Annotated in this window: 21 protein-coding genes, 4 tRNA genes and 1 pseudogene; 10 read left to right on the top strand and 16 right to left on the bottom strand. The window is 62.8% G+C overall.

The annotated features are described in order from the left end of the window. Positions 1–134 precede the first annotated feature (134 nt). The 6 genes from VC352_RS01690 to VC352_RS01665 all read left to right on the top strand — a co-directional run bounded on the left by VC352_RS01690 (position 135) and on the right by VC352_RS01665 (position 3,691). Positions 135–222 (top strand) — tRNA-Ser (locus tag VC352_RS01690). Positions 223–376: 154 nt separating this feature from the next. Beyond that, entirely contained in the window at positions 377–1,021 is a 645-nt protein-coding gene (gene uvrY / locus VC352_RS01685; RefSeq protein ID WP_322977843.1) for a UvrY/SirA/GacA family response regulator transcription factor, read from the top strand. Next, a complete protein-coding gene (uvrC, locus tag VC352_RS01680; RefSeq protein ID WP_322977842.1) occupies positions 1,022–2,842 on the top strand; it encodes an excinuclease ABC subunit UvrC in 1,821 nt (606 codons plus the stop codon). Between the two features lie 33 nt (positions 2,843–2,875). Further along, positions 2,876–3,436, top strand: coding sequence for a CDP-diacylglycerol--glycerol-3-phosphate 3-phosphatidyltransferase (pgsA, locus tag VC352_RS01675; RefSeq protein ID WP_322977841.1), 561 nt, complete (start codon positions 2,876–2,878; stop codon positions 3,434–3,436). 67 nt (positions 3,437–3,503) lie between these two features. Further along, positions 3,504–3,579: transfer RNA gene (locus VC352_RS01670), tRNA-Gly, on the top strand. A gap of 38 nt (positions 3,580–3,617) precedes the next feature. After that, a tRNA-Cys gene (locus VC352_RS01665) sits at positions 3,618–3,691 on the top strand. A gap of 98 nt (positions 3,692–3,789) precedes the next feature. Here VC352_RS01665 and VC352_RS01660 read toward each other — a convergent pair. The 8 genes and pseudogenes from VC352_RS01660 to VC352_RS01625 all read right to left on the bottom strand — a co-directional run. Continuing rightward, positions 3,790–3,954 (bottom strand): annotated as a pseudogene (locus VC352_RS01660) (integrase); the annotation flags it as partial. Then, positions 3,896–4,198: a hypothetical protein gene (locus VC352_RS01655; protein ID WP_322977840.1), complete on the bottom strand. Its 303-nt coding sequence runs from the start codon at positions 4,196–4,198 to the stop codon at positions 3,896–3,898. The pseudogene VC352_RS01660 and the gene VC352_RS01655, both read right to left, overlap by 59 nt. After that, the gene (locus VC352_RS01650; RefSeq protein ID WP_322977839.1) at positions 4,195–4,479 is read right to left on the bottom strand and encodes a phage antirepressor KilAC domain-containing protein; all 285 of its coding nucleotides are present in this window, start codon (positions 4,477–4,479) and stop codon (positions 4,195–4,197) included. Before VC352_RS01650 ends, VC352_RS01655 begins: the two co-directional genes overlap by 4 nt. A gap of 11 nt (positions 4,480–4,490) precedes the next feature. Next, positions 4,491–5,039, bottom strand: a complete 549-nt coding sequence (locus tag VC352_RS01645; protein WP_322977838.1) for a hypothetical protein — start codon at positions 5,037–5,039, stop codon at positions 4,491–4,493. After that, complete coding sequence (locus tag VC352_RS01640; protein WP_322977837.1) at positions 5,036–5,230, bottom strand: hypothetical protein; 195 nt, start codon at positions 5,228–5,230, stop codon at positions 5,036–5,038. The genes VC352_RS01645 and VC352_RS01640 overlap by 4 nt, the downstream gene beginning before the upstream one ends. 88 nt (positions 5,231–5,318) lie before the next feature. Further along, complete coding sequence (locus VC352_RS01635; protein ID WP_322977836.1) at positions 5,319–5,951, bottom strand: BRCT domain-containing protein; 633 nt, start codon at positions 5,949–5,951, stop codon at positions 5,319–5,321. Then, the gene (locus tag VC352_RS01630) at positions 5,905–6,351 is read right to left on the bottom strand and encodes a hypothetical protein (RefSeq protein WP_416340051.1); all 447 of its coding nucleotides are present in this window, start codon (positions 6,349–6,351) and stop codon (positions 5,905–5,907) included. The genes VC352_RS01635 and VC352_RS01630 overlap by 47 nt, the downstream gene beginning before the upstream one ends. Next, entirely contained in the window at positions 6,351–7,037 is a 687-nt protein-coding gene (locus tag VC352_RS01625) for an XRE family transcriptional regulator (protein WP_322977834.1), read from the bottom strand. The genes VC352_RS01630 and VC352_RS01625 overlap by 1 nt, the downstream gene beginning before the upstream one ends. A gap of 104 nt (positions 7,038–7,141) precedes the next feature. Between VC352_RS01625 and VC352_RS01620 the strand changes: the two genes are divergently transcribed. The 3 genes from VC352_RS01620 to VC352_RS01610 all read left to right on the top strand — a co-directional run bounded on the left by VC352_RS01620 (position 7,142) and on the right by VC352_RS01610 (position 8,185). Next, a complete protein-coding gene (locus VC352_RS01620; RefSeq protein WP_322977833.1) occupies positions 7,142–7,366 on the top strand; it encodes a helix-turn-helix transcriptional regulator in 225 nt (74 codons plus the stop codon). A gap of 88 nt (positions 7,367–7,454) precedes the next feature. Further along, positions 7,455–7,808 (top strand): DUF2514 family protein, encoded by a 354-nt coding sequence (locus VC352_RS25255; RefSeq protein ID WP_416340050.1) that lies wholly within the window; start codon positions 7,455–7,457, stop codon positions 7,806–7,808. Between the two features lie 290 nt (positions 7,809–8,098). Next, positions 8,099–8,185: transfer RNA gene (locus VC352_RS01610), tRNA-Leu, on the top strand. A gap of 248 nt (positions 8,186–8,433) precedes the next feature. On the opposite strand, the gene VC352_RS01605 is transcribed toward VC352_RS01610, so the two are convergent. Then, positions 8,434–9,291, bottom strand: a complete 858-nt coding sequence (locus tag VC352_RS01605) for an SDR family oxidoreductase (RefSeq protein ID WP_322977831.1) — start codon at positions 9,289–9,291, stop codon at positions 8,434–8,436. A gap of 11 nt (positions 9,292–9,302) precedes the next feature. Further along, positions 9,303–10,691 (bottom strand): flavin-containing monooxygenase, encoded by a 1,389-nt coding sequence (locus VC352_RS01600; protein ID WP_322977830.1) that lies wholly within the window; start codon positions 10,689–10,691, stop codon positions 9,303–9,305. Between the two features lie 174 nt (positions 10,692–10,865). Here VC352_RS01600 and VC352_RS01595 point away from each other — a divergent pair, with 174 nt between their 5' ends. Further along, on the top strand, positions 10,866–11,915 hold the full coding sequence (locus tag VC352_RS01595) for an AraC family transcriptional regulator (protein WP_322977829.1): 1,050 nt from the start codon (positions 10,866–10,868) through the stop codon (positions 11,913–11,915). A 34-nt stretch (positions 11,916–11,949) separates the two neighbouring features. Here the strand turns inward: VC352_RS01595 and VC352_RS01590 are convergent, their stop codons facing one another. The 6 genes from VC352_RS01590 to VC352_RS01565 form a co-directional block, all read right to left on the bottom strand. Next, on the bottom strand, positions 11,950–12,540 hold the full coding sequence (locus tag VC352_RS01590; RefSeq protein WP_322977828.1) for a biliverdin-producing heme oxygenase: 591 nt from the start codon (positions 12,538–12,540) through the stop codon (positions 11,950–11,952). Positions 12,541–12,672: 132 nt separating this feature from the next. Further along, a complete protein-coding gene (locus tag VC352_RS01585; RefSeq protein WP_322977827.1) occupies positions 12,673–14,820 on the bottom strand; it encodes an HlyD family efflux transporter periplasmic adaptor subunit in 2,148 nt (715 codons plus the stop codon). 111 nt (positions 14,821–14,931) lie between these two features. Further along, the gene (locus VC352_RS01580) at positions 14,932–16,287 is read right to left on the bottom strand and encodes an efflux RND transporter periplasmic adaptor subunit (RefSeq protein WP_322977826.1); all 1,356 of its coding nucleotides are present in this window, start codon (positions 16,285–16,287) and stop codon (positions 14,932–14,934) included. Next, on the bottom strand, positions 16,284–17,156 hold the full coding sequence (locus tag VC352_RS01575; protein WP_322977825.1) for an efflux RND transporter periplasmic adaptor subunit: 873 nt from the start codon (positions 17,154–17,156) through the stop codon (positions 16,284–16,286). Before VC352_RS01575 ends, VC352_RS01580 begins: the two co-directional genes overlap by 4 nt. Then, on the bottom strand, positions 17,146–18,852 hold the full coding sequence (locus tag VC352_RS01570; RefSeq protein ID WP_322977824.1) for a TolC family protein: 1,707 nt from the start codon (positions 18,850–18,852) through the stop codon (positions 17,146–17,148). The genes VC352_RS01575 and VC352_RS01570 overlap by 11 nt, the downstream gene beginning before the upstream one ends. A gap of 23 nt (positions 18,853–18,875) precedes the next feature. After that, complete coding sequence (locus VC352_RS01565; protein WP_322977823.1) at positions 18,876–26,795, bottom strand: beta-propeller fold lactonase family protein; 7,920 nt, start codon at positions 26,793–26,795, stop codon at positions 18,876–18,878. Between the last annotated feature and the right edge of the window lie 40 nt (positions 26,796–26,835).

Below are 26,835 nucleotides of genomic sequence, written 5' to 3'. Positions count from 1 at the left end.
GGCGACGCTCCTGTGGCAAAAAAAGGGATGCCGATTGAACATTGACCCGGATCATAACAGAGGCAACCGAGCTGCCAATCACGAGAGTTTGACAGCGTGTTGCGTTCCGGTAAGATTGCCGCCCGCACTGCAGCGGAGGTGTGGCCGAGTGGTTTAAGGCAACGGTCTTGAAAACCGTCGATGGGCAACTATCCGTGAGTTCGAATCTCACCGCCTCCGCCAATTCTTCCCATGCTCAAAGAGCAGCCCGAATTCTGGCGTTTGCTTTTTGACTGTTATGCGCCAAGCTAGGTTCGGCCTCGAATTATTTGTTAAGGTGGCCGACAGGTTGATCGCCGCCGTTCCTGGTGGCTGACAAGGTGCACGAGGTGGCCGATTGATTAAGGTCCTGGTGGTCGATGACCACGATCTGGTTCGCACAGGTATTACCCGGATGCTTGCCGATATCGACGGCCTGCAAGTGGTTGGCGAAGCGTCCACCGGTGAAGAAGCGCTGCTCAAGGTGCGCGAGCTCAAGCCAGATGTCGTCCTGATGGACGTCAAGATGCCCGGCATCGGCGGCCTCGAAGCCACCCGCAAGATGATGCGCAGCTACCCCGACATCAAGATCGTTGCCGTTACCGTCTGCGAAGAAGATCCGTTCCCCACGCGCCTGCTACAGGCCGGTGCAGCCGGTTATCTGACCAAGGGTGCAGCGCTCGACGAAATGGTGCAGGCCATTCGCCTGGTGTTCGCCGGTCAGCGCTACATCGACCCGCAGATCGCTCAGCAGCTGGCGTTGAAATCCTTCCAGCCGCAAAGCGGCAGTTCGCCGTTCGATCTGCTCTCCGAGCGGGAAATTCAGATCGCCCTGATGATTGCCAACTGCCACAAGGTGCAGAACATCTCTGACAAGCTGTGCCTGTCGCCGAAGACGGTGAATACCTACCGTTATCGGATCTTCGAAAAGCTCTCCATTACCAGCGACGTTGAATTGGCTCTGCTCGCCGTACGTCACGGCATGGTCGACGCCGTCAGCTAAATGTTCGTTTTCGATTCGAGTGCCTTCCTGGCGACCTGCAGTGGCCGTCCCGGCGTCTATCGCATGTTCGATGCCGAGGCCAAGCTGCTTTACGTGGGCAAGGCCAAGAACCTCAAGAAGCGCCTTGCCAGCTATTTCCGCAAGACCGGCCAGGCGCCGAAGACGGCTGCGCTGGTCACGCGCATCGCGCAGATCGAAACCACCATCACCGCCAATGAAACCGAGGCGTTGCTGCTGGAACAGACGCTGATCAAGCAGTGGCGTCCGCCCTACAACATCCTGCTGCGCGACGATAAGTCCTATCCCTACGTATTCCTCTCCGATGGCGACTTTCCGCGTCTCGGCATCCATCGTGGCGCGAAAAAGGCCAAGGGGCGCTATTTCGGCCCTTATCCGAGCGCACTGGCGATTCGCGAAAGCCTCAGCCTGCTGCAAAAGACCTTCCTTGTGCGCCAATGCGAGGACAGCTATTACCGCAATCGCACCCGTCCCTGTCTGCAGTACCAGATCAAGCGCTGCAAGGGGCCTTGCGTGGGCCTCGTCTCGGCAGAGGAGTATGCGGAAGATGTGCGCCACTCGGTGATGTTCCTCGATGGGCGCAGCAATGCGCTGAGCGAAGAACTCTCTGCGAGCATGGAAAAGGCCGCGATGGCTTTGGAATTCGAGCGCGCCGCCGAACTGCGCGACCAGATTTCCCTGCTGCGCCGCGTCCAGGATCAACAGAGCATGGAGGGTGGCACGGGGGACGTCGATGTTGTCGCCGTGATGCTCACGCCAGGTGGTGCTTGCGTGCATCTGATCAGCGTGCGTGGCGGCCGCGTGCTCGGCAGCAAGAACTTCTTCCCGCAAGTGGCGATCGAGGAGGAGGGTGCAGACGTACTCATGGCCTTCCTGGCGCAGTACTACCTGGGTAATGCCGAGCGCGACCTGCCGGGCGAGCTGATCGTCAACGTCCTGCACGATGACTTCCCAACGTTGATCGAGGCCATCGAGTCGTTGCGCGGCCGCAGCTTGAGCATCAGGCATCGCGTGCGCGGTACTCGTGCACGCTGGCAGCAATTGGCGGTGACCAATGCCGAGCAGGCCCTGAATGCTCGTCTGGCCAATCGGCAACATCTCGCCGAGCGTTTCGAGGCCCTGGCTGTCGTTCTGCAGCTGGACGAGCCACCACAGCGCATGGAGTGCTTCGATATCAGTCATTCCAGTGGCGAAGCGACGGTGGCATCGTGCGTCGTGTTCGGCCCCGAAGGGCCGCTGAAATCAGACTACCGCCGCTTCAATATCGAAGGCGTTGCCCCAGGCGATGACTACGCCGCCATGCATCAGGCACTGACGCGGCGTTTCAGCAAAGTGCGCGATGGCGAAGGCAAGTTGCCGGACGTGCTGTTGGTCGACGGTGGCAAAGGACAACTGGCCATGGCCCGCGAGGTGCTGCAGGAGCTGGCCGTGCCCGATCTGATCCTGCTCGGCGTGGCCAAGGGCACCACCCGTAAACCGGGGCTGGAAGTCCTTTATCTCAATGATGCCGAGCACGAATTCACGCTGCCGGGCAACTCGCCGGCCTTGCACCTGATTCAGCAGATCCGCGATGAGTCCCACCGTTTCGCCATCACCGGGCACCGTGCTCGGCGTGGCAAGGCGCGGCGGACATCCAGCCTGGAAGAGGTCGCGGGCATCGGCCCGAAGCGCCGGCGCGAGCTGCTCAATCACTTCGGTGGTCTGCAGGAGTTGTCGCGGGCCAGCGCCGAGGAAATCGCCAAAGCGCCGGGAATCAGCAAAAAGCTTGCTGAGTCGATTTATGCCACCCTGCACAGCGAGTAGAATGCCCGATCACCTCACCGCCCAGTTGTGCCGATGAATATCCCCAATCTGCTTACCGTGCTTCGGGTTCTCCTGATCCCCGTCTTCATCCTGCTGTTCTACATGCCGTTCTCGTGGAGCTACTGGGCCGCCAGCATGGTCTTCGCCATCGCCGCTGCCACCGACTGGCTCGACGGCTACCTGGCCCGCCGCTGGGAGCAGAGCACGCCTTTTGGCGCGTTCCTCGATCCGGTGGCCGACAAGCTGATGGTGGCGGTCGCCCTGGTGCTACTGGTGGCCGAACACTCCAACCTGTGGCTGACCCTGGCTGCGGTCGTCATCATTGGCCGCGAGATCGTGGTATCGGCGCTGCGTGAATGGATGGCGGAGCTGGGCGCCCGTGCCCATGTAGCCGTCTCCAATCTTGGCAAGTGGAAAACGGCGGCGCAGATGCTGGCGTTGGTCATCCTGCTCGGTAATCCGCCGGTATTCACCTTCTGGGTGGTGCTCGGATACATCCTGCTGGTCGTCGCCGCTGTGCTCACATTGTGGTCGATGCTGCAGTACCTGCTGGCTGCCTGGCCTCATCTGAGCACCACCTCGGAAAAGAAATAAGTATTTTTGAATCAAAGGGTTGACGGCAGATTTCGAATCTATAGAATGGCGCCCGTCGACAAGACAAGCGGGAATAGCTCAGTTGGTAGAGCACGACCTTGCCAAGGTCGGGGTCGCGAGTTCGAGTCTCGTTTCCCGCTCCAGTTTTAAACGAATCGCCAAGGCGGTTCGTGCGATCAAAGGCTGAGTTGCAGAGTGGTTATGCACCGGATTGCAAATCCGTGAACGCCGGTTCGATTCCGACCTCAGCCTCCAATATGAAAGCCCCGCAGGCTCTGCCTTGCGGGGCTTTTTGTTTTGCGCTGTGAAAGCGCCAGTTTCCGCAACTTTCCTTTTCGTTTCCGCAACTGCGCTCACTTCGTAGGGTCGACGGCTTCGCCGATGCGGCGATAAACGCGGCGGGTGATTTCTTCTTTGGTGTGGCCGAGCAGCTTGCTGGCGTGGCTGATGTCTTCGATTTCAGTGGCGGCCTTGGGGCGGATGTCGCGGAACTGGAATTGGCGGATGCGGATGGCCATAGGGCACGGTGGCGTCCTGGGTGAGCGTCACGTAAGGCACGTGTCCGCGCGGGGTGACGCGCACCAGCTCGGCGTACAGCCGGCCCAGCTCGTCGCGGTGCGGGTTGGCGTGCTCGATGCGTTCGATGGCCTCGGCGGCAACCGCCTGCAGCTCGCGGGCGCTGACGACGCTCGGGTGGTCAAGGTGCAGGCGCACCAGCTTGAGCGCGCCAATGGCGTGGGTGAGGGCGCTGGGGATGGTCATGCGGCAGTCCCTCGCGGTTGGGTGCAGGTCACGGGGATGCCCAGTTCATTGGCCAGCCAGGCCACGCCGGCTTCGGTGACCATCACCACGCCATAGTGGCTGTAGCCGTTGATGCGGCTATCCCAGCGGCTGCGGGTGTCGGTGTAGAAGCGGCCTTCATGGCGTGGGCTGCTGATCAGCTCGCGCTGGTGGTCGATCACCTTCAGCTCGCGCAGCTTGGCGAACAGCTTGCGCTGGCCCAGACCGAGCACTGATGCGGTTTCTGCGACGGTGCGATTCATGGTTGCGGGCCTCAGGCTGCGTTCAGCGCGGCTTCGATGTGCTGCGCGAGCATCACGTAGAGCTCGTCGGGTGTGCCGGCATGGTGATGGGCAGTGCTATATGGCGTGGTAACCAACGCGTGACGACGCGGCTCAAGAATGGCGGCGTTGTGCACGGTGACGGACACGCCGCACTGCAGATGCCGGGTGCCGCCGATGCGCACCAGATGGCGCAGGCTGGCTTCGTCCTCGGCGTTCAGGGCGAAGGGTTCGGCTTCTGGCTGGCTTGGCTTGCAGATCGCGCCGGTTTCCGCCGTGCTGGCGGTGCCGTTGGCGATCGCTTCGATGAAGTCGGCCAGGTGCTGAGCGTTGGCACCGTCGCCGGCTTGCAGGGCTTGGCTGTGGCGATCGTGGCCAACGTAGACGACGGCGCTCAGCATGCTGGCGGCCGGTTCGATATGCAGCTCGGCGCGCAGCTCGTTGGCTGGGCGGCGCAGCAGCAGGGTTTCCGAGCCGCCGCCGGCGGTCAGCAGCATGCCGATGGCTTTTTCGGATGCGGTGGTGAGGCTGTAGACGCTCATGCAGCACCCCCGAAATCACCGAAGGATTCGCGGGCGGGCAGGGTGGCGGGGTGCAACTGCGGGCGGGTGCCGATGATCACCACCAGCGTGCCGGTGGCCTGCTGGATGGCGCGGACTTGCCCAGGGTTGGAAGCCGCTGCCGGGTGCAGGTACACCGGGCAGCGGGGTTGGGTGGGTGCTGTGTGGTTCATGTCGCGTTCCCTGGTAAGTGGGTACGCGACAAATAAAACGTATTGTTGTTATCGTGTCAACAACAAAATGTTGTATTTCGTGAGCGGTCTATCCGAACATCGATTTTTGCCAGTGTTCTTCGGTGATGATTGCTAGCGGGCTGCCGCCTTCACGAAGCTCAACTGCTTTTTTGATCTTCGCGCCGTAGCTGGTGTGCAGCCATTGCTCGTTGCCGATGGTGCCTACGACAAGGTAGTGAACTTTCTTGCTGACACTGGGTGCGATCAGGCCGCCGCGTTCGGTCACCAGTGCTTCGCACTCTCTGCGTGGCCCGTAGGCCATGATGCCGGTGAACATGAACATGCGGTTCTCCCAGGCGAGGCTTGGCGCTGGGTAATCGATCGGAAGTGTGGTTGGGGCCTGGAAAGGTGTGGTCTTGCTCAGATCAAGTCCAGTGAACTCTTTGAGCAGGCCGAGCAGTTCGGCGGCTTCGCTGCGATCAAGTAGATTGTCGCTGAGCATATCGGCCAGGCGCCGATAAAGGATGTTCACCACCGGATCGTCCAGGTGGTTCATGTTGCTTTCAATCCAGCGCTTGAGGAACTCAGCTTCCTGCTGGTTGATGGTGTTGTCGGCGGCGATGCCGGCGGCAAGTCCAATCAACGCGTCCGCTGAGCGTCGATCAATGCGAGCCTCATGAAAACAGCGTGTGTCCAGGAACTCCTGATGTAGATCCACCATCTTGATCTGCTTCCTCTGCGGTTTCCTCGGTGGGTGCGTCTATCAGTTTGCTGATATCCGCCGTGAAGGTGATCACCATATGTGTCTTGGAGCAGGTGATTGTCACTTCTACTGCTGGATCGATGCGCAGGTCTTCGCCGCGCAGGCCTTGCCATTGGGCCAGGTATTGCAGCGATCCGTATTTATCCAGTTTCTTGAGGGTGCGGCTTACACCGCCTTTCCAGTTCGTGACTGGCAGCTCCATGTTCTTGGCAGCATCGGCCAGCTCTGGTTTAGCGATGGCGAGCTCGCGGCCTGTTTCCCAGCATCGGATTAGGCCTTTATCGTCGGCCTCCCATGTTGCCTCTCGGCTGAGGCCGGTTCTGATGGGTGTGGCGATGCTTCGGGAAATGATCGGCATCAAAGGGCGCCTCCATGCCAAACCACTCGACCTACGATGGTCAAGTTTTCAAGGTCGGTTTCGGTGACAGGTTGATCGGGATAGGCGCGCTTGTCTTCGTTGTCGCTACGGATGATCCAGCCACCGGTGATGGACTGAATCAAGCGTTTGATGATGAGTTCGCCGTCAGGCTTCAGTAGTGCGTAAATTCGGCCGTCGCGTGGCTGGGTCTGGCTTTCATCAAGTAGCACAACATCACCGTCGCAGACGGTCGGCTCCATGCTATGGCCGTGCACGTAAATGACATGAAGGTGGCGTTCTTTCAGGCCCATGCGTGCCAGCCAGGCGCGCTTGAACACTAGGCCGCCCTTTACCTCTACATGGTCATTGAACTGGCCATTGCCGGCGGCGCCTTGGGCGGTGTGCTGAGGGACTAAGGCGTACTCGGTTGCATCAGGCTTATAGGCGTATTGGCCAGTATCCTCACAGGCGTTTGCGGGGCTGCCGTCGATCAGTTCGATCAGCGAGACATTGAGCGCATTAGCAAGTAGTCGAAGGTCGGCCAGGTTCGGCTCGCGGGAGTCTTTTTCGTAGTTGCTGACACGCGCTTGGGGGCGCTCCCAGCCGCAGGCAGTGCCTAGAGCAGCTTGAGATGAGTAGCCGGCCGCTTTGCGCAGGCGGGCGATGCGTTTGCCTAGAGATTCCATGCCAGAAAATTATCACGTTCCGTTTATTTTCTTTAACGACTAAACGTGTTGTAAAAACAACAAAGCGTTGTTAATGTTCTGTTCGTGTCTTTGGAGGTAGCTACATGAACCGCATATCTGAGCTTCGCCGAACGGCTCGCATATCGCAGCAGGCCTTGGCTAGCCAGCTTGGCTGGTCACAGGGACGCGTCAGTAACTATGAGGCGGGTCGTCGTGAGCCTGGCCTTGATGATTGCCGCTCAATCGTAAGCGCCCTGAATGTGCTCGGTGCTACTTGTTCCCTGGATGACGTTTTTCCGCCATCTACCGAAAAGCCAGAGGCCGCTTGACGAACCACTGCCATCGCTCTCGGGCGGTGGCGTAGAGGCCGGGGTCAGGGCGTTTCTTACCAGGGATCAGCCCTGACCCCGGAAACCGGTGGTGCGGTTACCAGCCGCATCACCTCAACATTCGAGGCGCCTGGCCGTCGATGCAGACAACAGGAAGAAAAACCATGAAGAGCTTCAACAGGCACAAGCTGATGCTGCTGCCGCTGATCGCATTGCTGGCGGCCTGCGCGCAGAACTCACCCGAATCCGTGGGATCGTGGCCAGTTATTCAAGTGCTCCATCAGGAAGCCAGGCAGGGCGAAGCACCTACGATATGCTGGCCGACCTGCTCGAAGAAGTGGAGCGAGAAGGCCGAGCGATGGCGGCAGAAGCTGACCGGCGTGGAGTAGCTGGAGCTATGTGTGAGCGGGCTTATGACGCACTAAAGCCCGCCTCAGGATGAGCCGATTTTCATTTCCGCATCATTTTGCGGGCGCCTTGATTCGCAAGGCTTACCGGCCTGCATTTTTTGCATTGTTGCGGAAGTGATTATGCCGTAAGATTATGAAAGGCTTAGGCTTTAGGTCGGATTGCAAATCCGTGAACGCCGGTTCGATTCCGACCTCAGCCTCCAATAGAAAGCCTCGTAGATCAGTGATTTACGAGGCTTTTTTCATTCTCCCTGGCATATCCCCAGATGCCTTGCGAGGACGCGGAGGGCTGTATATAGTCCGCCCTTCGCACAGCGCTACCGCCCGAATGGCGAAATCGGTAGACGCAGGAGACTTAAAATCTCTCGCTCGCAAGGGCGTGCCGGTTCGAGTCCGGCTTCGGGCACCAATGACATGTTTTCAGATGTTCCCACATGACTCTGAAACCCGAGTAAACCGGCCTCTGTAGCCGGTTTTTTTGTGCCTGTGACTTTAGCCAACAAAACTCGCCGCCCAGATGTGCGTCTTCCAGGTTCGCTATCGTGCTAGTCGGCTAAGACAGTGCCTACCTGTTCCTGGCGTGAAGGGCCGTCTCGCAGGCGCAGTCGAGGTTGAGCCAGATTCAGCCGTAAAGTGCGGTCACCAGTTTCAACCCCATCACCCCTTACTCACCAGACTCCACTTACCATCCTTGCGCTCGGCCAGCCCCTGCGCTTCCAGACTCTGCAGATAGCGCTGCAGGCCGCGTTCGCCGCGGGCCTGGAACAGCGGCAGCAGGCGTGGCAGCAGGTTGGGGAAGAGCATCGCCAGTTTGGTCAGCCAGAGCTCGCTGCGCCTGGGGGCGCTTTCCAGGGTCGGTTTGTCGAGCAGACGCAGGATGGTGCGTACGACGTCTTCCGGTGACTGCGGTGGATCCATGAATTGCAGGGCGTTGCCGCCATCTATCGCTTCCTGGCGCAGCATCGGCGTATCGGTGGCCGAGGGCAGCACGCAGGACACCTGGATGCCCCTTGGTACCAGTTCCAGCGCCAGTGCCAGCATGGCGCCGCGCAGGCCGAATTTGCTGGCGCTGTAGATGGGGCTTTCCATGGTCGGGAAGATGCCGGCAATCGATACGGTGGTGACCAGCCGAGCATTGTTGGAGGCTTCGAGCAAGCCGATGGCCTGGCGTGTCAGGAGCAGCGGTGCGAGCAGGTTGACGTCCAGCTCCTGGCGAATACTGGCGTTGCTCCGTGTGGCGAATGCCTCCACGCGCACGATGGCGGCGTTATTGATCAGCACGTCGAGACGACCGAAACGTTCGCGGATGAAGTCGACAAGCCCATCGATCTGCGGCTCATCGGTGAGGTCGATGGCGAAGGGGATGGCGCGCTCGCCGAGGCTGCTGCATAGGTTCTGGAGACGCGCCGCATCACGATCCGCGAGGATCAGTTGTACATCGCGCTTGATCAGGTGCTGGCACAGGCATTGGCCGATACCACCGGCTGCGCCGGTGATGAGGATGATTTCGCTCATGTGTGGCTCGCTCAGGAGGCTTTCGACAGAGGGACGGCGACGTAGCCGGGTTGCTGGCGAACCGGGCTGAAGTAGCCTTCGTCCAGGTCGCTCCAGCCCATGCGCCGACGCAGGCGCTGCATGTACTTCTTCAGGGCATGGACTTCCAGGTAAACCTCGTGGCGTTGCGACTGCACGAAGCGAATGCCGCCGGAGAGATCGGGCTCGTCATGCTCGATGAGTGCCTGGAACTCGAGCGCCATGCTCGGGCGCCTCAGCTGATCGGCCAGATGACAGGCGATCAGGTGGGCTTCGTTGTCGAACAGCTTGTAGGCACTGGAGTTGGTTTCCAGGTAACCGATGCCGAACAGATTGTGATGCTGGCGACTGAAGATGGAGAGGTACATCTGCGGACGTCCGCCTTTCCACTCGAAGTAGTCGGTGGCGTAGCGGCAGCTCCACTTGTAGCCGGTGGCGTAGAGCACCAGATCGAGGGTTTCGCGGCTGCCATCCTTGAACACCACCTGATCGCCGGCGAAATGCGAGACGTCCGGGCGTGCCTGGATGTCGCCGTGCTGCAGGTAGTGCAGCAACTGGCTGTTGAGCAGCGGGTGGCTTTCGAACAGTTTGTGATCCGGTTTGGGCAGGCCGAAGCGGGTCAGGTCACCATTGACCAGGCGCAGCAGGCCGCCGAATACCAGGCGGGTCAGCCACATGGGCAATTGCGGGCCCTTTTCGCCGACTTCGTCTGCGGGCAGGCCGAAGATGTGCTTGGGAATGAAGTGATAGCCACGGCGCAGGCTGATGAAGGCCTTGTCGGCATTGGCGGCTGCGTCACAGGCGATATCGGCGCCGGAATTGCCCGCGCCCACGATCATCACGCGCTTGCCCTTGAATTCCTCGGGGTGGCGGTAGGTGACCGAGTGGCGGATCTCACCGCTGAAATGCCCCTTGATCTCCGGCATGTTCGGATCCCAGTTGCAACCGGTGGCGCAGACCAGCGCCAGGTAGCGACGCCGCTCGCCACTGCTCAGGGTGACGATCCAGCGCCCGTCTTCATCCTTGTCGACGCGCTCGACAGGCGTATTGAAACGCACCTTGTCATAGAGGCCGAAGGCGAGGGCGAAGGAGCGCAGGTACTCGAGGATCTGCCGGTTGCTCGGGTAGTCCGGGAAGTGCTTGGGCATCGGGTAGTCGAGGAAACCGGAGAGGTCGCGCGAGGAGATGAAGTGTGCGGACTCGTACATCGGCGTGCCGGGGTTTTCCAGATCCCAGACGCCACCGAAGTCGCTGTGGCGCTCGAATTGTTCGTAGTCCAGGCCCTGGCGCTTGAGGGCGCGGGCCATACACAGGCCACCTGGGCCGCCGCCGATGATGCAGATACGGTCGCCACAGTCCTGGTAAGGGATATCGCTGGGCATGCAAGTCTCCGTGGAGGGGTTGGTCGATGACGCCACGGTATCGCCAGTTGCATGGCCTGATCAGGGCAATGGCGGACAGCAAAGGGGGCCGAAACGGACAGGTGATGAGTCCTTTGTATACAGGCGTGCGCAGACGCGTTAACGTCCGGAAAAATCCCGCGAACGACTGACCGCATGAAAACCACTGGTGATCCGCGTTTTTCCAACGCTTCGGCTCCAGCCCATATCTCGCGCATGCTGATGCGCATCGTCCACGAGCGCCAGGGTGACGCCGAGCGCCTCTGCCTGGGGCTTGGCTTCGCGGCGGCGGATCTGGCCCGGCCTGGTTTTCGCCTGTCGCACCGGCAGAATTACCTGCTGGTGCGGCGCATTCTGGCCCAGTTCGGCGACGACGGCCTGGGCCTGGAAGTCGGCGCCCGGCAGAGCAGCGTCTCGCTCGGCCTGGTGGGGCTGGGCATGCAGGCCAGCGCCAGCATCGGTGCGGCGCTGGAGCTGGGCCTGCATTACCAGCGGCATGCCGGCGCAATGCTCGATTACGCCTTGGAGGTCGAGGGTGAGATCGCCCGCGTGGTGCTGACCCCCCGCTTTTACGAGCCTGATGTCGCGGTCTTCTATGTCGAGGAAGGCTTCGCCAGCTCCTTGAGCGTCGTTCGCCATCTCAGTGGAGCCCGCCTGACGCCGCGGCGGCTATGTCTGGACTACCCACGCCCGGCCCATGGCGAGCGCTACGAAGCATTGTTCGGGTGCCCGGTACATTTCGGCGAGCCACTCAGCGCCATCGAGTTCGACTGCGCCTGGCTGTCGATACCCCTGGCCACCCAGGACGAGGCCGTGGCGGCTGAAGTGACCGAGCTGCTCAAGGAGGCGCGCTGGCTCGATCAGGAACGTTCGGAGCTGATCGAAGGTTTGCAGCGAGAGGTCCGCAAGCACCTCGACGCGCCGCCGCCTCTGGCGCAACTGGCCGCCCAGCTCAATATCAGCGAGCGCACACTGCGCCGGCGGATCGAATCAGCCGGCCTGAGTTACCAGTTGATCATCGACGAAGTGCGCCGGGCGAGGGCTCTTACGCTGCTGGGGCATGACGATCTTTCACTGGCCGAGGTGGCATTCCAGACGGGGTTCAGCGACGTGCGCAACTTCCGCCGGGCCTTCAAGCGCTGGACCGGTATCGGCCCGCGTGAGGCGCGCAAGGGCCTGTTGCAGCAGTTGGCGGAATGGGCCTAGGCGCTCTGGCGCCCAAGCCCAAGAGTGAAATGGCTCAGGCAGGGAAGATTTCACGCAGAGTGGCACGGTAGAAGTCGAAAGCGTCGAGCGCCCCCTGAATGGCCTCGTCGCGCTGCGTATCAGTCAGATCCAGACCGTCGAGCAGGGTGACGAACTGGCGCCAGTGCAGGGCGCGACCATCCGGGTGCGCTGCCAGGTGCCGGGCACCTTTCTCGCCATCCAGACCGATCTTCTGGGTTTGCTTGAACAGGAAGGCCGCGCCGAGGTTCGAGCCCTCCGCGCAGTAGAGCCAGCCGAGGGCGGCGCAGGGGCTGGAGGGACGAACCGGTTGTGGCTCGGTCGGTACCGGCAAGCCGAGGTCGACGAGATCGGCGCAGACGGCCTCGAAGCGCGGCAGCTCCTGCAGGCCTGGCAAGAGTTGGTTGAGTTCTGCGTCCTGGTACAGCCAGTTGATGACGCCATGGAAACGGTGCTGTAAGCGCAGGAAGTAGGCATAGCGTTCGTTGCTTTCGAACGGACGCGAGCCCATCACCAGGTTATCGACACTGTCGTGGTCACGCGTGGTGCCGGCTTTCAGGCGCTTGCTCAGGGGCAGCTCGGGGAGGTTCTGGACGATGGCGTTCATCTTGGCGATACCAGGGGAGAAATGACTGGCCGATGATGGAGGTCGTGGCAATTAGGAACAATTCTCAGATCATTAAGAATGCTTAAGGCTCCGAGTGGTTCGTGTATTTCCGAGACGCGGCCGCTTGATCGGTCAGAAGGCTGACTCGCGGATCAATACGGCCATCGTCCAGCGCCAGGCCTGCAGCAGCGGGCTGCGCGCTTCGGCGGTGATGCTGGCCGTACCGCGCAGGGTCTGCGGGACAGCCGTGCCGCCATCCTGGGGGCGCAGCAGCACGCGATACAACGCCTGCTCCGGTACCGGTACGCGCTGCTCATCGAACTGGCTGGCGATGCTGCCCTGATACACCGAGGCCAGTTCTGCTGCTGAGGTGAGCTTGCGTACCGCCGTCTGGCCGATGTCCTCGATGACAAGAGGGCGGCTCGGGCGGCCAGGATCCTCCGGCAGGAACCAGGCCCCGCCACCGAGCTGCAGGCGCTCACGATCACTCTCGCCAACAAAGGCCTCAATGAGTTCGCCATCGGTGCCGGCCAGGGTTCCCAACCACTCGCCGGCGGGCAGCCATTCACCCTCCTGCAGGGGCTGGGCCAGGTCGGCTAGCACACCTGCGAAGGGGGCACGAACCTGCAACTGTGCCAGGCGCTGGCGCAGGGCATCGCGGCGATCCAGAGCCACCTGCAATTCCCGCTGGGCAACGGCCTGACGGGCAGCATCCTCGGCGGCGCGCAGTTGCAGGCTGCTTTGCCGGCGCAGCAATTCGATTTCCCGCTCCAGGCTGGTCAATTCGTGTTCGAGGTCGGGCGCCTGCAGGCGCAGCACGATCTGCCCTGCTGCGACTGACTGACCGGGCTCGACCTCAATGGCCTGCAAGCGCGCACCAACCGGCGTAAGCAGTAAAGCCTGCTGCTCGGCGCGCAGCAGCGCAGGCGCCTCGACGTGACCCCGCCAGGGCAGGGCCGCCAGTAGCAGCAGGGCCAGCAGCACGCTGGCGCTGATCAGGGTGTTGCGGTTCATGCGGTAGTCCTTGCGGCGTTGGTGCCAGTGGCGCAGTTCGCCCCAGATCGGGCGCAGGATGAAGTGGACGATCTCCACGGCGAACAGCAGCAAACCCAGCAGCTTGAAGGCGAAGTGGTAGACCAATAAGGCGATGCCGAGAAACAGGAAGAAGCGGTACACCCACGTGGCGAAGGCATAGCCCAGCAGAACGCGTCGCAGCCAGGGCTCGAAGTGTTCCGGTGGCGTGTCGCCGAAGCCGAACAGGGTTTCGCGCAGGCGCCAGCGCGCCAGTTCGAAGGCACGCTCCTGCAGGTTGGGCACGTCGATCAGGTCGGAGAACAGGAAGTAGCCGTCGAAGCGCATCAGCGGGTTGAGGTTCACCGCCAGGGTGAGAATCCAGGTGGTGCTGGCCAGCATGAAGGCAGCGCTGCGCAGCATGCCGTCGGGCAGAAAGCTCCAGGCAAGGGTGGCCCAAGCTGCCAGACACAGTTCCACGCCCATGCCGGCGGCGCCGATGGCCAGGCGCTGGCGGCGTTGGGTCAGGCGCCAAGCGCCGCTGGCGTCGGTGTAGAGCACCGGCCACAGCACCAGGAAGGCCACACCCATGGTCGGTACGCGGCAGCCGTAGCGCTTGCAGGTATAGGCATGGCCGAACTCATGCAGAACCTTGGTCAGGCTCAGGGTGACGGCAGCCAGTGCTGCGCCTTCCAGGCTGAAGAAGTGCAGGAAGGTGTGCACGAACGTGTCCCACTGGCGCGCCGCCAGGTACAGGCCGAGCTGGGCGGCCAGCACCGTAGCGAGTGCGAAACCACGGCCAAAGAACCTCGCCACCAGCGGGTAGGTGCGCGTCAGGAAGGCGTCCGGGCGCAGCAGCGGTATGCGGATCGACAGGTAGTTGCTCAGGAGCCACGAAGCCCAACTGCCGCCCTTGCCGGCCTCGGCGCGACGACGCAGATCGGCAATGGCTTTTTCACCCTCGACCTCCACCAGTTGCACGTTGCGCAAAAACTGCACGAAGCCTTCCACGTCTTCCTTGGTCAGGGTCAGCGTCGTTTCTCGGTTGATGGCGGTGACCACGGCATCTGCGCTACCCAATTCCCAGCGCGCAAGAATCTCCGCCTCGGCCCAGCCGATCCTGTAGAAGCGGCTGCGGGCATGGTCTTCCAGCGTCCAGGTTGGCGAGCCATCGCGCGAACGCGGGCCGGGGTGCAGGCGTAGGGTACGGCGTAGCGCTGGCAGCGGTTGCGGGCGAGATTGGCCGGGCAGGGGGGCGGCGAGCGTCATGGGTGGGTGTTCGACGGGATTCGAGGTTGCAGGGGTTCGCGGCTTGGGATGCGCTGCGCTCGTAGGAGCGGCTTCAGCCGCGAAATGTTGGCGCGTTGCTTCAGCATGCTGCTACCAACCCAGGTAGACGCGCAGGGCGGCCAGCGGCCGGCGCATCACGTAGTTGAACAGCAGAGTGCGCTGGCCGTAGAGCTTGGCGGTGCCCTTGAGGCCCACGCGGATGCGCGAATCCTGCTCGGCAAAGGTGGCGTCCAGGCGGTAGGCCATGCTGCCGTCGGCTGCCGGCGCGGCGCGGTAGCCATGGCGATGCAGGTTGGCCTGCAACGGGCTGCCAGGCTGGCTGTTGAGGAACAGCAGGATCTCGGCGCCGGGTTCCAGGGCGATGGCATCAGCCACCGGCAGTTGGATTTCCAGGCGCGCGTCGTGCGGGTCGGCTACCTGCATGATGCGCTCGCCGAGCGATACCGGGCGGCCGATCCAGTCGCTGGGATCATCGAAAATCGCCACGCCATCGCGTGGCGCCAGAATCAGCGAGCGTTGCAGATTGTCTTGCAGGTAGTCGACATCGGCGCGGGCCTGGTCACGGCGGGTGATCAGCTCAGCCAGGGCCGCCTTGGCGCGTTCGTCGAACAGCGCCTGCTGGCGCGTCTGGCGCAGTTGTGCGTCGGCGGCGGCCAGGCTCTGGCGCGCCGATTCCAGACGGTTTTCCAGTTCGCGTTTGTCCAACTGCACCAGCGGGTCGCCGGCTTTCACAACCTGGTTCGGCTGTACCCGCATGCCTTCCACCACGGCCTGCAGCGGCGCGCGTAATACGGCCGGTTCACGCGCGACGATTTCTGCGGGTGCCAGCACGCTTTGCCGGACAGGCAGCAGGGCCAGGGCGACCAGCGCCACCACAGCGAACAGCGCCACGCGGCGCGGACGTTTGCGCAGCCAGCCGATACCCTTGCTGCGCTTGCTTCCAGCCACGCCGGCCCAGGCGTGGGCGTAAGCGTCCTGGAGGAGTTCCAGCAACGCGCGCTCGGAGCGTGCCAGTGGCTGTTCACGGCTGAGCAACAGGCAGCCGAGCAGCTCACCGTTGCGACGCCGTAGCGGCACCCACACCAGGTATTCGGCGAGGTATTCATGCCACTCGTTGTGGTTTTCTGGCGTGCTATCCGTTGCGCTGAGTTCGCGCAGCTCGGCAGCCCAGGGTTGTCGTTGCCAGCCCTGGCAGAGCCTGCGCAGAAACAACATGAAGGGCGCATTCGCCTCGACCTGAGCCAGGCCCGAGCAGGTCGTGATGCGATCCTCGGCGGCATGCCAGAGTAGCCCCTCGCGGTAGTCGAACAATTGGCGGCTGTCGTTGACCATGAGGAACGCCAGGCCAAGCAGGTCGGCTTCGGCGCGGGCACGGCGCTCCAGTTGCAGCAGCAAGGCCAGACGTTCGGCACGTTTGTCGCGCAGCGGCGTCACAGTGGCATTCACGAACCGTCTCCGGGTGGTTGCAGGCGGGCCACGCCGCTCATGCCCGGCAGCAGCCCAGCGGTTTCACCGGTGATACGGGCGAAAACCTTGAGCGACTGACTCAACGGGTCGATGGCTGCACCGAGGCGTTCGATCTGCGCGGGATAGTCCTGGCCGGTTTCATCCAGGCGTACCTGAAAGTCGACACCGGGCTTGAGCCAGGACAGCCAGCTCGACGGCACGATCAGTTCCAACTGGTAGGCGCTGTCGTCGTAGATGGCCAACAGCTCGGTGCCTTCGGCAACATGCTGGAAGCGCTGCACCATGCGCTGCGAGACGCGCCCAGAGAAGGGCGCCTCCAGGTTGCAACGTGCCAGCATGGCGCGGCCTACGCCGCTTTCCGCCTGGGCCACGGCCAGGTCGGCCTGGGCTTGAGCGACTTCGGCCTGGCTGATGGACTCTAGCGCGTCGAGGCGCTTGGCCACGTTGAGTTTCTTCTGCGCACCGCTCTGGGCGGCTTCGCTGCGGGTCAGTTGGGCGCGTTGCACCGAGCAGTCGAAACCAGCCAGGCGCTGACCCTGCTTGAACGCATCGCCTTCCTTGACCGCCAGCTCGGTGAGCTTGCCGGCCAGTTCGCTGGACAGCACGGTCTGGCGGATCGGGCTGAGTTGCACGCGCAGCTCGCCGCTTTCCTCGGCATGGGCCATGTCCGCTGCGGTGGCGATCAGGATCGCCAGTACCGCTTGCCAGTTGCGGGGCAAACGCATGGCCGTGGCTGTAGGAGCGGCTTCAGCCGCGAGCCGATGGGCATCGAGGCGGCCTTTTTCGCGGATGAATCCGCTCCTACAAAAACCTTTCAGGCGATTGCCCAGGGTTGGCTTAACGGTCACGGATGCTCTCCACGGGCACCAGCTCGGCGCCACGTAGCGAACCGAGGCTTTCCCACATATCCAGACGCAGAACCTTGGGCTGCGTTGCCTCAGCCTTGGCGATCAGGGGCGTGGCTGGCGTTGGGGAGGTAACCAGAGGCGTCGCAACGCCATGAGCGACCTGCTGGGCGACGGCGATACCGGCCGATACGGTTCCCTGGCCCTGATCCAGGCGCTGAGCATTGCCGACGATGGCGCGGGTCAGCTCATCGACGCTGCTGCCGGCGATCTTTTCTGGCAGCGGATCGAGGCCCGCTGCCTGGTAAACAGCGCCATGGGCGACCTGCAATTCGGCGAAGGCGCGGTCACGGGTACGGGTAGCGAGCACGGTTTCAGTCGCGGTGCGCACGCGCTCCAGGCGGCTTTGTGCCTGGCTGGAATAGGCGCTTTCGCTCTGCCGCAGAATGCCACGCTGCACCTGCTGCAGTTCGTTGGAGCGGGCAAACACCTGGCTGGAGCGCTGGAATTCGCGCCAGGCCACGTTGACCTGGGTCAGCACGGCCATGCGCATGGCCTGGCGACGCAGCTCGGCGACCTGCTGGCGGGCTTCGCCGGATTTCTTCACTGCCGGGTAGGCGAGTACGTTGAACAGGTTCCAACTGACCTGCAGGCCTGCATCGGCCCAGTTGTCGTTGACCAGGTAGCTGTTGCTGTCGTAGTTGCTGCCGACGAACAGGTTGGCGCCCGGCAGCAGCTTGAGCATGGCCGCGCGCGTTTCCAGTACGGCGTTGCGGGCCTGATAGCTCTCGCTGCGAATTTCCGGGCGTTGGGTCATGGAGGTGACTTCGAGGTCGGCCAGGTTGTAGGCCAGACTCGGCTCTACGTAGCTGGCCTCGCTGGGCAGCACCAGGCTGAACTGGGTGGCCGGCGGTAGGTTCATCAGGCTGGCCAGGCGGGTTTTGGCCACCGCCAGTTCGCCTTCAACCACTTCCAGTTGGCGGATCATCTCCAGCAGGCTCTTCTGGTAGCGCAGCGATTCCAGCGGCGCCACCAGGCGCTGACGCTCGGTTTGCCTGGCCTGCTCCAGGGCGCCGCGGGCGTCGGCCAGTGCGCGCAGCACTTCCGGTTGCAGGCGTTCGGCACTGGCGGCCTGCCAGTAGGCTTCACGCACCTGTTGGATGACGTCGGCAACCACCTTGCGCCGCGCTTCCTCGGCGGCCAGCACCTTGTTGGCCTGGGCCTTGGCGCTGAAGTAGCTGACGCCGAAATCGAGCACGTTCCACGACAGACGCAGGTTGGCATCGCGGCTGTAACGGTCGCTGCTGGTGGATGGCTCCAGGGACTCACGACCGCTGGTGACCGACTCGCTGGACGAACCTGCGACGTTGTCGCGGCCTTTCCAGCCAGCGCTGGCGGCCAGTTGCGGAAGCAGGTTGAGATTGCTGACGCTCAGGGTGTTGTCTTCCAGCGCGCGCTGCATCAGGCCCAGGCGCTGTTGCAGGTTGTACTTCACGGCGCGGGCCATGGCTTCTTCCAGGCTAATGGCGCGGGTTACCGGCTCTTGCGCATCGAACATGGCGCGGTGATCGCTCTGCGCCTCGGCCAGTTGCTGCTCGGGGGTGAGTGCCTCGGGCGTCACGGCACAGGCGGACAAGCCCAGCGCGGCACAGGCGATGGCCAGGCGCAGGGAAGAGCGGTTGAGGGCGGTGCGGTTCATCGATGAAAAATCCTTGGCAGTATTCAGGCAATGTGTCGGGTGGCGGCGGCTGGCTCTGCGGCCAGGTCGCTCAGTTGGTCGAGCAGGTCGAGCGCCTCGCTGAGCAGCGCGCTGGAGGTGTCCTGGCGCAGGCGTTCTGGCAGCGATTCGACTTGTGCTGTCGGTACCTGTGGTGCCGCGCGCTCGGCATTGGCCGGCGCCTGGGTGGCACGCACTTCCACGGGGGTGCGTTGCTCCTTGCCCTCGGCATCGCGGCTGATCAGGGTCAGGCGCAGCACGCCGTCACGCGGCAGACGTTCGCGGTCGATACGCAGCTCGCCGCTGCGCACATCGAAGCGGGCCCAGCTCGGCAGTGGTAGGCCATTGGCCAGGGTGACACGCTGGGCGCTGGCACCCTCGGCCGTTGCAACCGGCAGGTGGAGTTCGATGCTGCGACTAGCGGGGTTCTGGTTCAGGTCGACGTCCCTGCGCAGGGTCGTGCCATCGAAGCTGAAGCTGCTTGCCGTGCCCTGCAGGCCGCTGTCGGTGAGCACACCATCGGAGTTGGCCAGTTGCTCGCTGAGCGAGCCGCGTCCATCAGCCAGGCCACTGCCTTGGCTGCCCTGCAGCAAGGCTTGCGCAGGTGATGGCGGTGGCGTCAGGGCTGCGGTTTCGATCAGGTCGCTGGCCGGCGCATCGCCGTATTCAAACAGCGGCGCATTCAGTGCCGGGCCGCCGAAACTGGCGGGTGTCAGGGCGCTTGCCTGTTGCTGGAAGCCACTGCTGGGAATTGGGGCTACGGTATCACCAGCGGTTTGTGTCGGCGGCTGGGCCACCGTCAGGGTCAGGGTGAGAGTGGCCGTCGCGCCATGCGGGTCCGTAGCGATAAGGGTGATGACATGGCTGCCCACTACATCCGGCGCGGTACCGGACAGGGTGCGGGTGTCGGCATCGAAGCTGAGCCACTCGGGCAGGTTGCTGATCGTCCAGGTCAGCTCGCTGTCGTTGGCGTCGTTGAACAGGTTCTCCGCCAGGGTGACTTCATAGGCCTGGCCGGTGTTGACGCTGCCCAGGGCAAACGACCCGCTGGCCACTGGCACTGCATTGACCACTTCGAGGGTCAACGTCATCTCCGCTTCACCGCCCCTGCCATCACTGACCTTGAGCGTCAGCTCATGGCTACCCATTGCTTGCACAGTGCCAGACAGGGTTCGCGTCAGCGGGTCGAAGCTCAGGCCTGTGGGCAGACCGTCGATGACCCAGGTCAGGGTGTCATTGTCAGCATCGCTGAACAGATCAGCGGGCAATTGAACGCTGTAGCGCTGCCCGGCAGTGGCCTCTACCAGGCTGAAGTTGCCAGCGTTGGCAATCGGGGCAGCGTTACTTTCCAGGTTAACGGTGGCCTGCTCGGAGAAGCTACTGCGGGTGCTGTAATCATCCTCGATGACCCGCAGGCCGATGGTACGGGTGCCTTCGGGGGCAGTGCTTTCGCTGGCGTAGGATAGGCTGTCGATCAGTGCCTGAGTCTGTAGCGGCGTGCCGGAGCCCTCTGGCATGAAGAGATCGATAACCACCGTGTCGCCGTCTGCATACAGGTTATAGGACTGGCCCGATGGTAGGGTTTGCACGCCCTTGCCAATCTGGCTGCTCAGGTCGCTGATCTGCTCATCACCGATGCCCAGCACGTCGCCTGCAGCACTTCCGCTCAGGATCACCTGCACCTTCCAGATACCCTGACCGGTTTCTACCGTGTCGACATGGGTGTTCTCGAACAGCCTGACCGGCTCGCCACCTGCGCTGTAGGTCGGATTCAGGGGCGAGGTGCTGACCACGGCAGGATCATTGATACCTTCCAACGTCACGCTGGCATCGAGCTGCGCCTGGTTGTTCTCGCCGTCGTCGAAAACGATCTTGAAGGTGGCGTTGCTGCCGGCCCGCTCAGGGTCGTTGCTGCTGGAGCTATAGGCCACCTGGCGCAACACGAGCTGGGCATCGACCTGGCTGACCCCGGCAAGGAAGCTGATGGTCAGCGTGCCATTGGCTTCGACGAAGGTGGCAATCGCGCTGGAGCCTTTCCAGATCGTGCCGTCGTCTTTCAGCTCCAGGCCATTGCCAGCGAGGAAGCTGAAGGCATCGTCCGACTGGGCGCCACCTTCACGCGTGATCACCAGGCTGGCGCCCTGGTAGTCGCCGGTGGTGTCGAGCTGTGGGTCGCTCAGGGTGCCGCCGGGAAGGATGGCGACGGCTTCGCCATCTTCAGTGAAGGTGAGGGAGGCGGGTTTCAGGTCGATGACCAGCACGCCCTCATTCCAGCCGGACTGGACGAAAATGCCGGTCAGATAGAGCTGCGTGCCATCGGCGCTGAGCGCGGCATGGCGGATTTCATTGAAGGTGGTACCCGCGAAGTTGGCGTAATCACCAAAGCCCTCGACTTTCTGTACCAGGGTGAGGGCACCGTCTTCGCCGCGGCTATAGAGGAACACGCCGTAGCTGTTCCAGCTCTCGCTGCTGCCCAGGTTGCCAATTACCAGCAGGGTCTTGCCATCTGGCGAAACGATGACGTCTTTGACACTGATGTCGTCGCCAGAGCCCAGCTCAAGGGTAGCGGCGGCGGTCAGATTGCCGTCTGTTCCGACATCAAGCACGTGCAGCAACGCGTTGTTATCGATCACGTAGAGCGTTTTGCCGTCGGCCGACAGGTCGAGTGCTGAGGCGTAGTGGCCGAACTCAGAAACATCGGTGCCGGCTACCGCCTGCCGGAAACTCAGCGAACCGTCGGTGGCGATGCTGAACACACTGACCAGCGTGTTCCCGCCGGAGGTGGCGACGTACAGGGTACGGCCATCGGGCGACAGGCTGATGGCGTTGGCCCCATCGAGCTGCATGCCGCTGTCGCCGGCATCTTCGAGGGTCTGCTCCAGCGTCAGGCTGTTATCGCTGCGGGTGAACACCAACAGCTTGCTATCGGCCGTTACATAGACCTTGTCGCCCTGGGCCACGACATCGCTGACCAGGCCGATGTCGGCGCCGAAGGTGCCGAGTTGCTGCAGGTCGGCGGCGTTGAACAAGGCGATGCCATCGGCGCCGATCAGATAGAGAGTGCCGCCATCCGTCGAGACATGCAGGGTCGCTATGCCCGTCAGCCCGCTGACTGTCTGGGTTTCGAGCAGTTGCAATGTTCCATCCGCAGCGCGCTGGTAGACGGAGAGGGTATTGATGGCGACTTCCGAGCCGGTCTGGGTTGCTTCGTCGTACACCCAATCGCTGCTCGAGCGAACCACATAGACCTTGTCACCGATGGCCGTGATGCCCTGGACGCCCTGCAACAGGTTGTTGCCATTGTCATCGAGCTGGGTGAGCAGGTCTGCGTAGTCGAGTGCGCCGACATCTGCACCCAACGAAGGCAACTGGCGTTGGTCGCGCACGGTGACGCTGGCGCTGATTCCCGGTTCGATCTGGTCGCTGGTATCACTCAGGCTGGCCAGGGTGATGGTGACGGTGCCAGCGCTGACGGTATCGGCCAGCGCCTGATAGGCGATGCCGTCGATCAGCGTGGCGGCGTCTTGCGCGGAAGCCGAGCCAGCGAGGCTCAGACGAACACGAGTCCCACCAGTGTCGACCTCGACCACGTACGCGTAACCATTGGCGCTGGTCTGGCCGCTACCGGCCTGCAGGACAACGGTGCTGCCATCGATGATCAAGGCCTGGTCGGTACCGCTGCGATCCACGCTGATGATCAGTTCGGACAATACCTCACCATCCTCACCGAGGCTGACCGAGACCTGCTCGAACAGGTCGACCTGGCCTGGCAGGCTGCTACCGCCGATGGTGATGGACGTGGTGTTGCCATTGGCCGACAGCACGGGTTCAGGGGCGCTCAAGAGCAGAACCAGGGTGGTATCGCTGCTCTTGCCGCCATCGTCGACGCTCAGCTTCAGCTCGACGCGCGCTGGCGTTTCAGCGCTGTCGTTACGGTAGGTGACCTGTTGCAGCACCTGGTTGGCCGTCGCCTTGTCGACTGCGGCGATGAAGCGGATGGTCAGCTTGCCGTCGGCGCTGCTGAACTCGGCGATGGCAGTGCCGTTCTGCTGAATCTGGTTGTTGACCAGTGTCAGGCCTGAGCCGTCCTTGAATCCAAACAGGTCGTTCACCGAAGCGCTGCCGCTACGGCTGATGGTCAGTTCGGCGCCCTGATAGCTGCCTGCTGCATCGAAGTCCACATCGGCGAAGCTGACCCCTTCGGCGAACGGTGTGCTCGCGCGATTGGCGACATAAGAGGCGGTGGGCAATGCGGACAGAATCGCCACACCGGTGGTGAACTGGCTGCGGCCGGTGTAGATGTTCAGGCCATCGGGCGTGACGGCGATCTGGTTGCTGCGGGCGCCGACGTTCAGGCTACTGACGAAGGCCACGGCGCCCGTGACGCTATCGCGGCTGAGTACAGCCAGAACGCCACCGTTGAAGCCGACATACAGGGCGGAGCCATCGCTGGACATGGCAATCTCGCGGATCGCCAGGGTATTCACGGACGAGTAGAGCGACAGGGTGCCGGCATAGGTCAGGCTGCCGTCCGCTGCGTCACGGCTGAAGATCGTCAGGGTCGCTTGCTGGCCCGAGCCGACGTAGACGTACTTGCCATCCGGGGAGATGACGATGTCCTGCAGCTCCAGCAGGTAGCGGTTGTCGCTGGGTTGGGCAGCGCTATCGGCATCGGCGGTGATCGTGCTGGCGTTGATGAAACCTGCGTAAGTCAGCGCGCCGCTGTCGGTGTCACGGCTGAATACCGTGAGCATGCTGTTGCTGCGGTTGCTGACATAGACCGACGTGCCATCGGGCGAGACGACGATGCCGGTCGGCGCGTTCATGCCCAGATCTGCCGAGCCGCCCAGGTAAGCCCCCAGGTAGGTGAGGGCGCCACTTTGCGCATCGATGGCAAACTGAGCCAGCACGGATTTGCCGGTGGCGCCGTCGATGGTGGTGACACCGTTGATGGTGTACAGAGATTTGCCATCCGCCGAGATCACGATCTCGGAAACCTGCGCATCCAGCCCCGTGACACCGTCGACGCCCTGGGTGGCGACAATGCCGGCATAGGCGTATTCACCCGTATTGGCATCGTAGGTGAAACGCACCAGGGAGTAGGCTCCGGCATTGCCGGTGTGGCCGGCGAGATAGAGGTTGTCGCCATGCATCGCCAGAGTGGTGATGGCGCTGAGGCCGTTGGCCTCGATGGCCACGGTGTCCGGGTTATCGCTGGCGCCTTGGGTAAAGGTTTGCACCAGGGTCAGCGCGCCAGTGCTGGTGTCGCGCGAGTAGATGCGCAGGTAGCTGGTGCCGCTGGCGTTATCGCCGGTGCTGCCGCTGATGACCAGCGTCTTGCCATCGGCGGACAGCAGCATGTCGGTGACGCGATCTGCGTAGCCGCTGAGCGTACCGTCGGCGTAATAGAGAGTAGGGTTCGGCTCGCTGGTATCTGTCTGCCATTGCGGTGCATTGTTGATGGCCAGTTCGATGCTGGCGCTGATGCCAGGCTCGCCGGTGTCGTCGCCCCCACCGGCACTGCCGCCGCTGTCACGAACGCTGGCCAGGGTGAAGGTGCGGGTACCTGTGGTGGCAGCGCGGGTGTCGTTGACGTAGCCAATCCCGTTGACCAACGTCTGCGCCGTCGCCGAGTTGATGCCGCCGCTGTCGATGACCAGCGTGGCGCTGTCGCCCGTGCGCGTGTAGGTATAGCTGTAGGCGCCGGCGCTACCGCTGGACGACTGCGACAGGTCGATGCGCGTCCCGGCGATGATGATGAATTCGTTGGCGGCATCGTTCAGCCCGTCGATGCTCAGGGTCAGTTGGATGATCGACTGACCGACTTCACCGGTACGAATGGTGGTGTCCCTGAACAAGGTGACGAGAGTGCCGGTGGTGTCGTAGGGCGCTGTGATGGCTGAACTGGTGTTCAGCTCCGGTGCCGTGTTTTGCGTCAATAGCACATCCAGTCCGATGACCTGGCTGTCCACCTGGCCATCGTTGACGCGTAGCTGCAGCGTCACCACGCTGCCATTGGCATCCGAACCTTCGTTGGCATAGGTCACCTGGCGCAGGACGGCGTTGGCGTCATCGCGGCTGGTACCGGCTTGGAAGGTGACGGTCAACGTGCCGCCACTCTGGGTGAAGGTGGCGATGACCTCGCCGGACTTGAGTATTTCACCGTTGGCCAGTGTCAGACCGTTGCCATCGGCGAAGCCGAACACGTCATTGGCCGAGGCACCGCCCGCCCGCTCGATCAGCAAGCTGCCACCGCCGTAGTCACCGCTGCCACCAGCCAAACGGTCGAAGTTGGCGTCGCTCAGACTCAGGTCGCTGGCCAGGGTGATCGCTTCGCCCCGGATCAGCGTCTGGATCGAGGAGAAGCGGCTCAGGCCGTTACCGGAAATCACGATGGATTGGCCGTCAGGCGCGACAGCAATCTCCTGGCCATTGGTCGGGCTGCTGAGCGTGCCCTGGCTGGTCAGGCTGCCGTTGCTGGCGACGCTGTAGAGGTGCACGGTGCCATTGCTGGCGGCCACGAAAAGGCGGTCGCCATCGGCATCGAGCGAGAGGCTGCCGACAGCGATGCCGCTGATCGCATTGACCTGAGTGAGTTGATTGTCCGTACCCAACTGGTAGAGGGTGACACCGCTGGCGGTGCCCACGTACAGGTAGCGGCCATCGGCGGAGGCCACCAGATCGGTACCGGCCGCGCTGATATTGAGGCTGTCGACCAGGGTCAGGGTACCCGAGGCGCTGCGCTGGTACACCGACAGGCTCGGCGGTGTCACGATACCGGCCCCGGCATAGGTCACGTAGACGTAGTCACCGGAGGTGGTGACGATCCCGCTACGCCCATCGAGGCGCTGGAGCTGTGTCAGCGCGCCGCTATCGGTATCACGGCTGTAAACGTAGAGGCCGTTCCACTGGCTGCCGACGAACAGCTGCGTGCCGTCATCGGAGATGGCGAGACTACCGGTGACGGAGTCGCCGACAGCAATGGTGGCATTACGGCTCAACGTACCATCGGCATCGACGCTGAGCAGCACCAGGTTGCCGTTGCCGGAGGCGGTGTACACCGACTTGCCGTCCGGGCTCACCACCATGTGCGTGACCGTGCCGAGATCCTGAATGCCGGTCAGGGTCTGCTTCAGGATCAGGCTGCCGGTATCACTGACTTCGAACACGCTGATGCTGCTGTTCGAGCCGGCTGCATAGACGTACTTGCCGTCGGCGGAGTAAGCCACTTCGGTGGAGGCCGCCAGTACTCCGGCGTTCAGAGCCTCGGCCTCTTTCAGTACATCGCCGGAAATTACCGGTGGCACATTGACCTGGCTGTCGATCTCGACCGTGGCCTTGATGGCGCTCAGGTCGGTGGTCTGGCCGCCATCATCGCTCAGGCTGTGCAGGGTGATGGTAACGGTGCCGCTGGCGACGGACTTGTCGAGTGCCTGGTAGGAGAGGGTATCGATCAGGGTCGCGACACTGGCCGGATCAGGATCAAAGGCGTTGAGCGACAGGGTGATGGTCGTGGTCGTGCCGGAGACGCTCACCTCATAGAGGTAACCGCTGTCGTTGGCCCGCGTGGTGCCACTGCCTGCGACCAGCTCGATGGTCTTGCCATCGATGACCAGCGCCTGATCGCTGCCCGTGCGGTCGACAGTGATGACCAGGTTGGCCAGCTCGTCCAGTCCACCGCCGGTTTCCTGGGAGACATCGACGCTGCCGAACAGATCCACCGGTGGGAAGCTGGTCGTACTGTCGGTAATGGTGAGGGTGCTGTGAACCGGCGTGGCCTCGACGCCGGGGGCATCGGCGGTCGCTGGTGCCTCGGCTTGCGCCGCCACTTCCGCCGCAGTGGTAACCGCTGCGGCATCGAGCAGGATGCGCGGCTCCAGGGCCAGTGCGCGGAAAAAGCGTTGCGAAGGCTTGCGTGGGGTCATGGCAGTCTTCCGGGACAGTGAGCGTTGAAATGAGATGAGA

Origin of the sequence: Pseudomonas sp. C11 (assembly GCF_034683865.1) — a bacterium.
Classification (GTDB): domain Bacteria; phylum Pseudomonadota; class Gammaproteobacteria; order Pseudomonadales; family Pseudomonadaceae; genus Aquipseudomonas.
The sequence above is the reverse complement of the archived record's forward strand: the minus strand, read 5'-3'. Positions and strand labels throughout refer to the sequence as shown.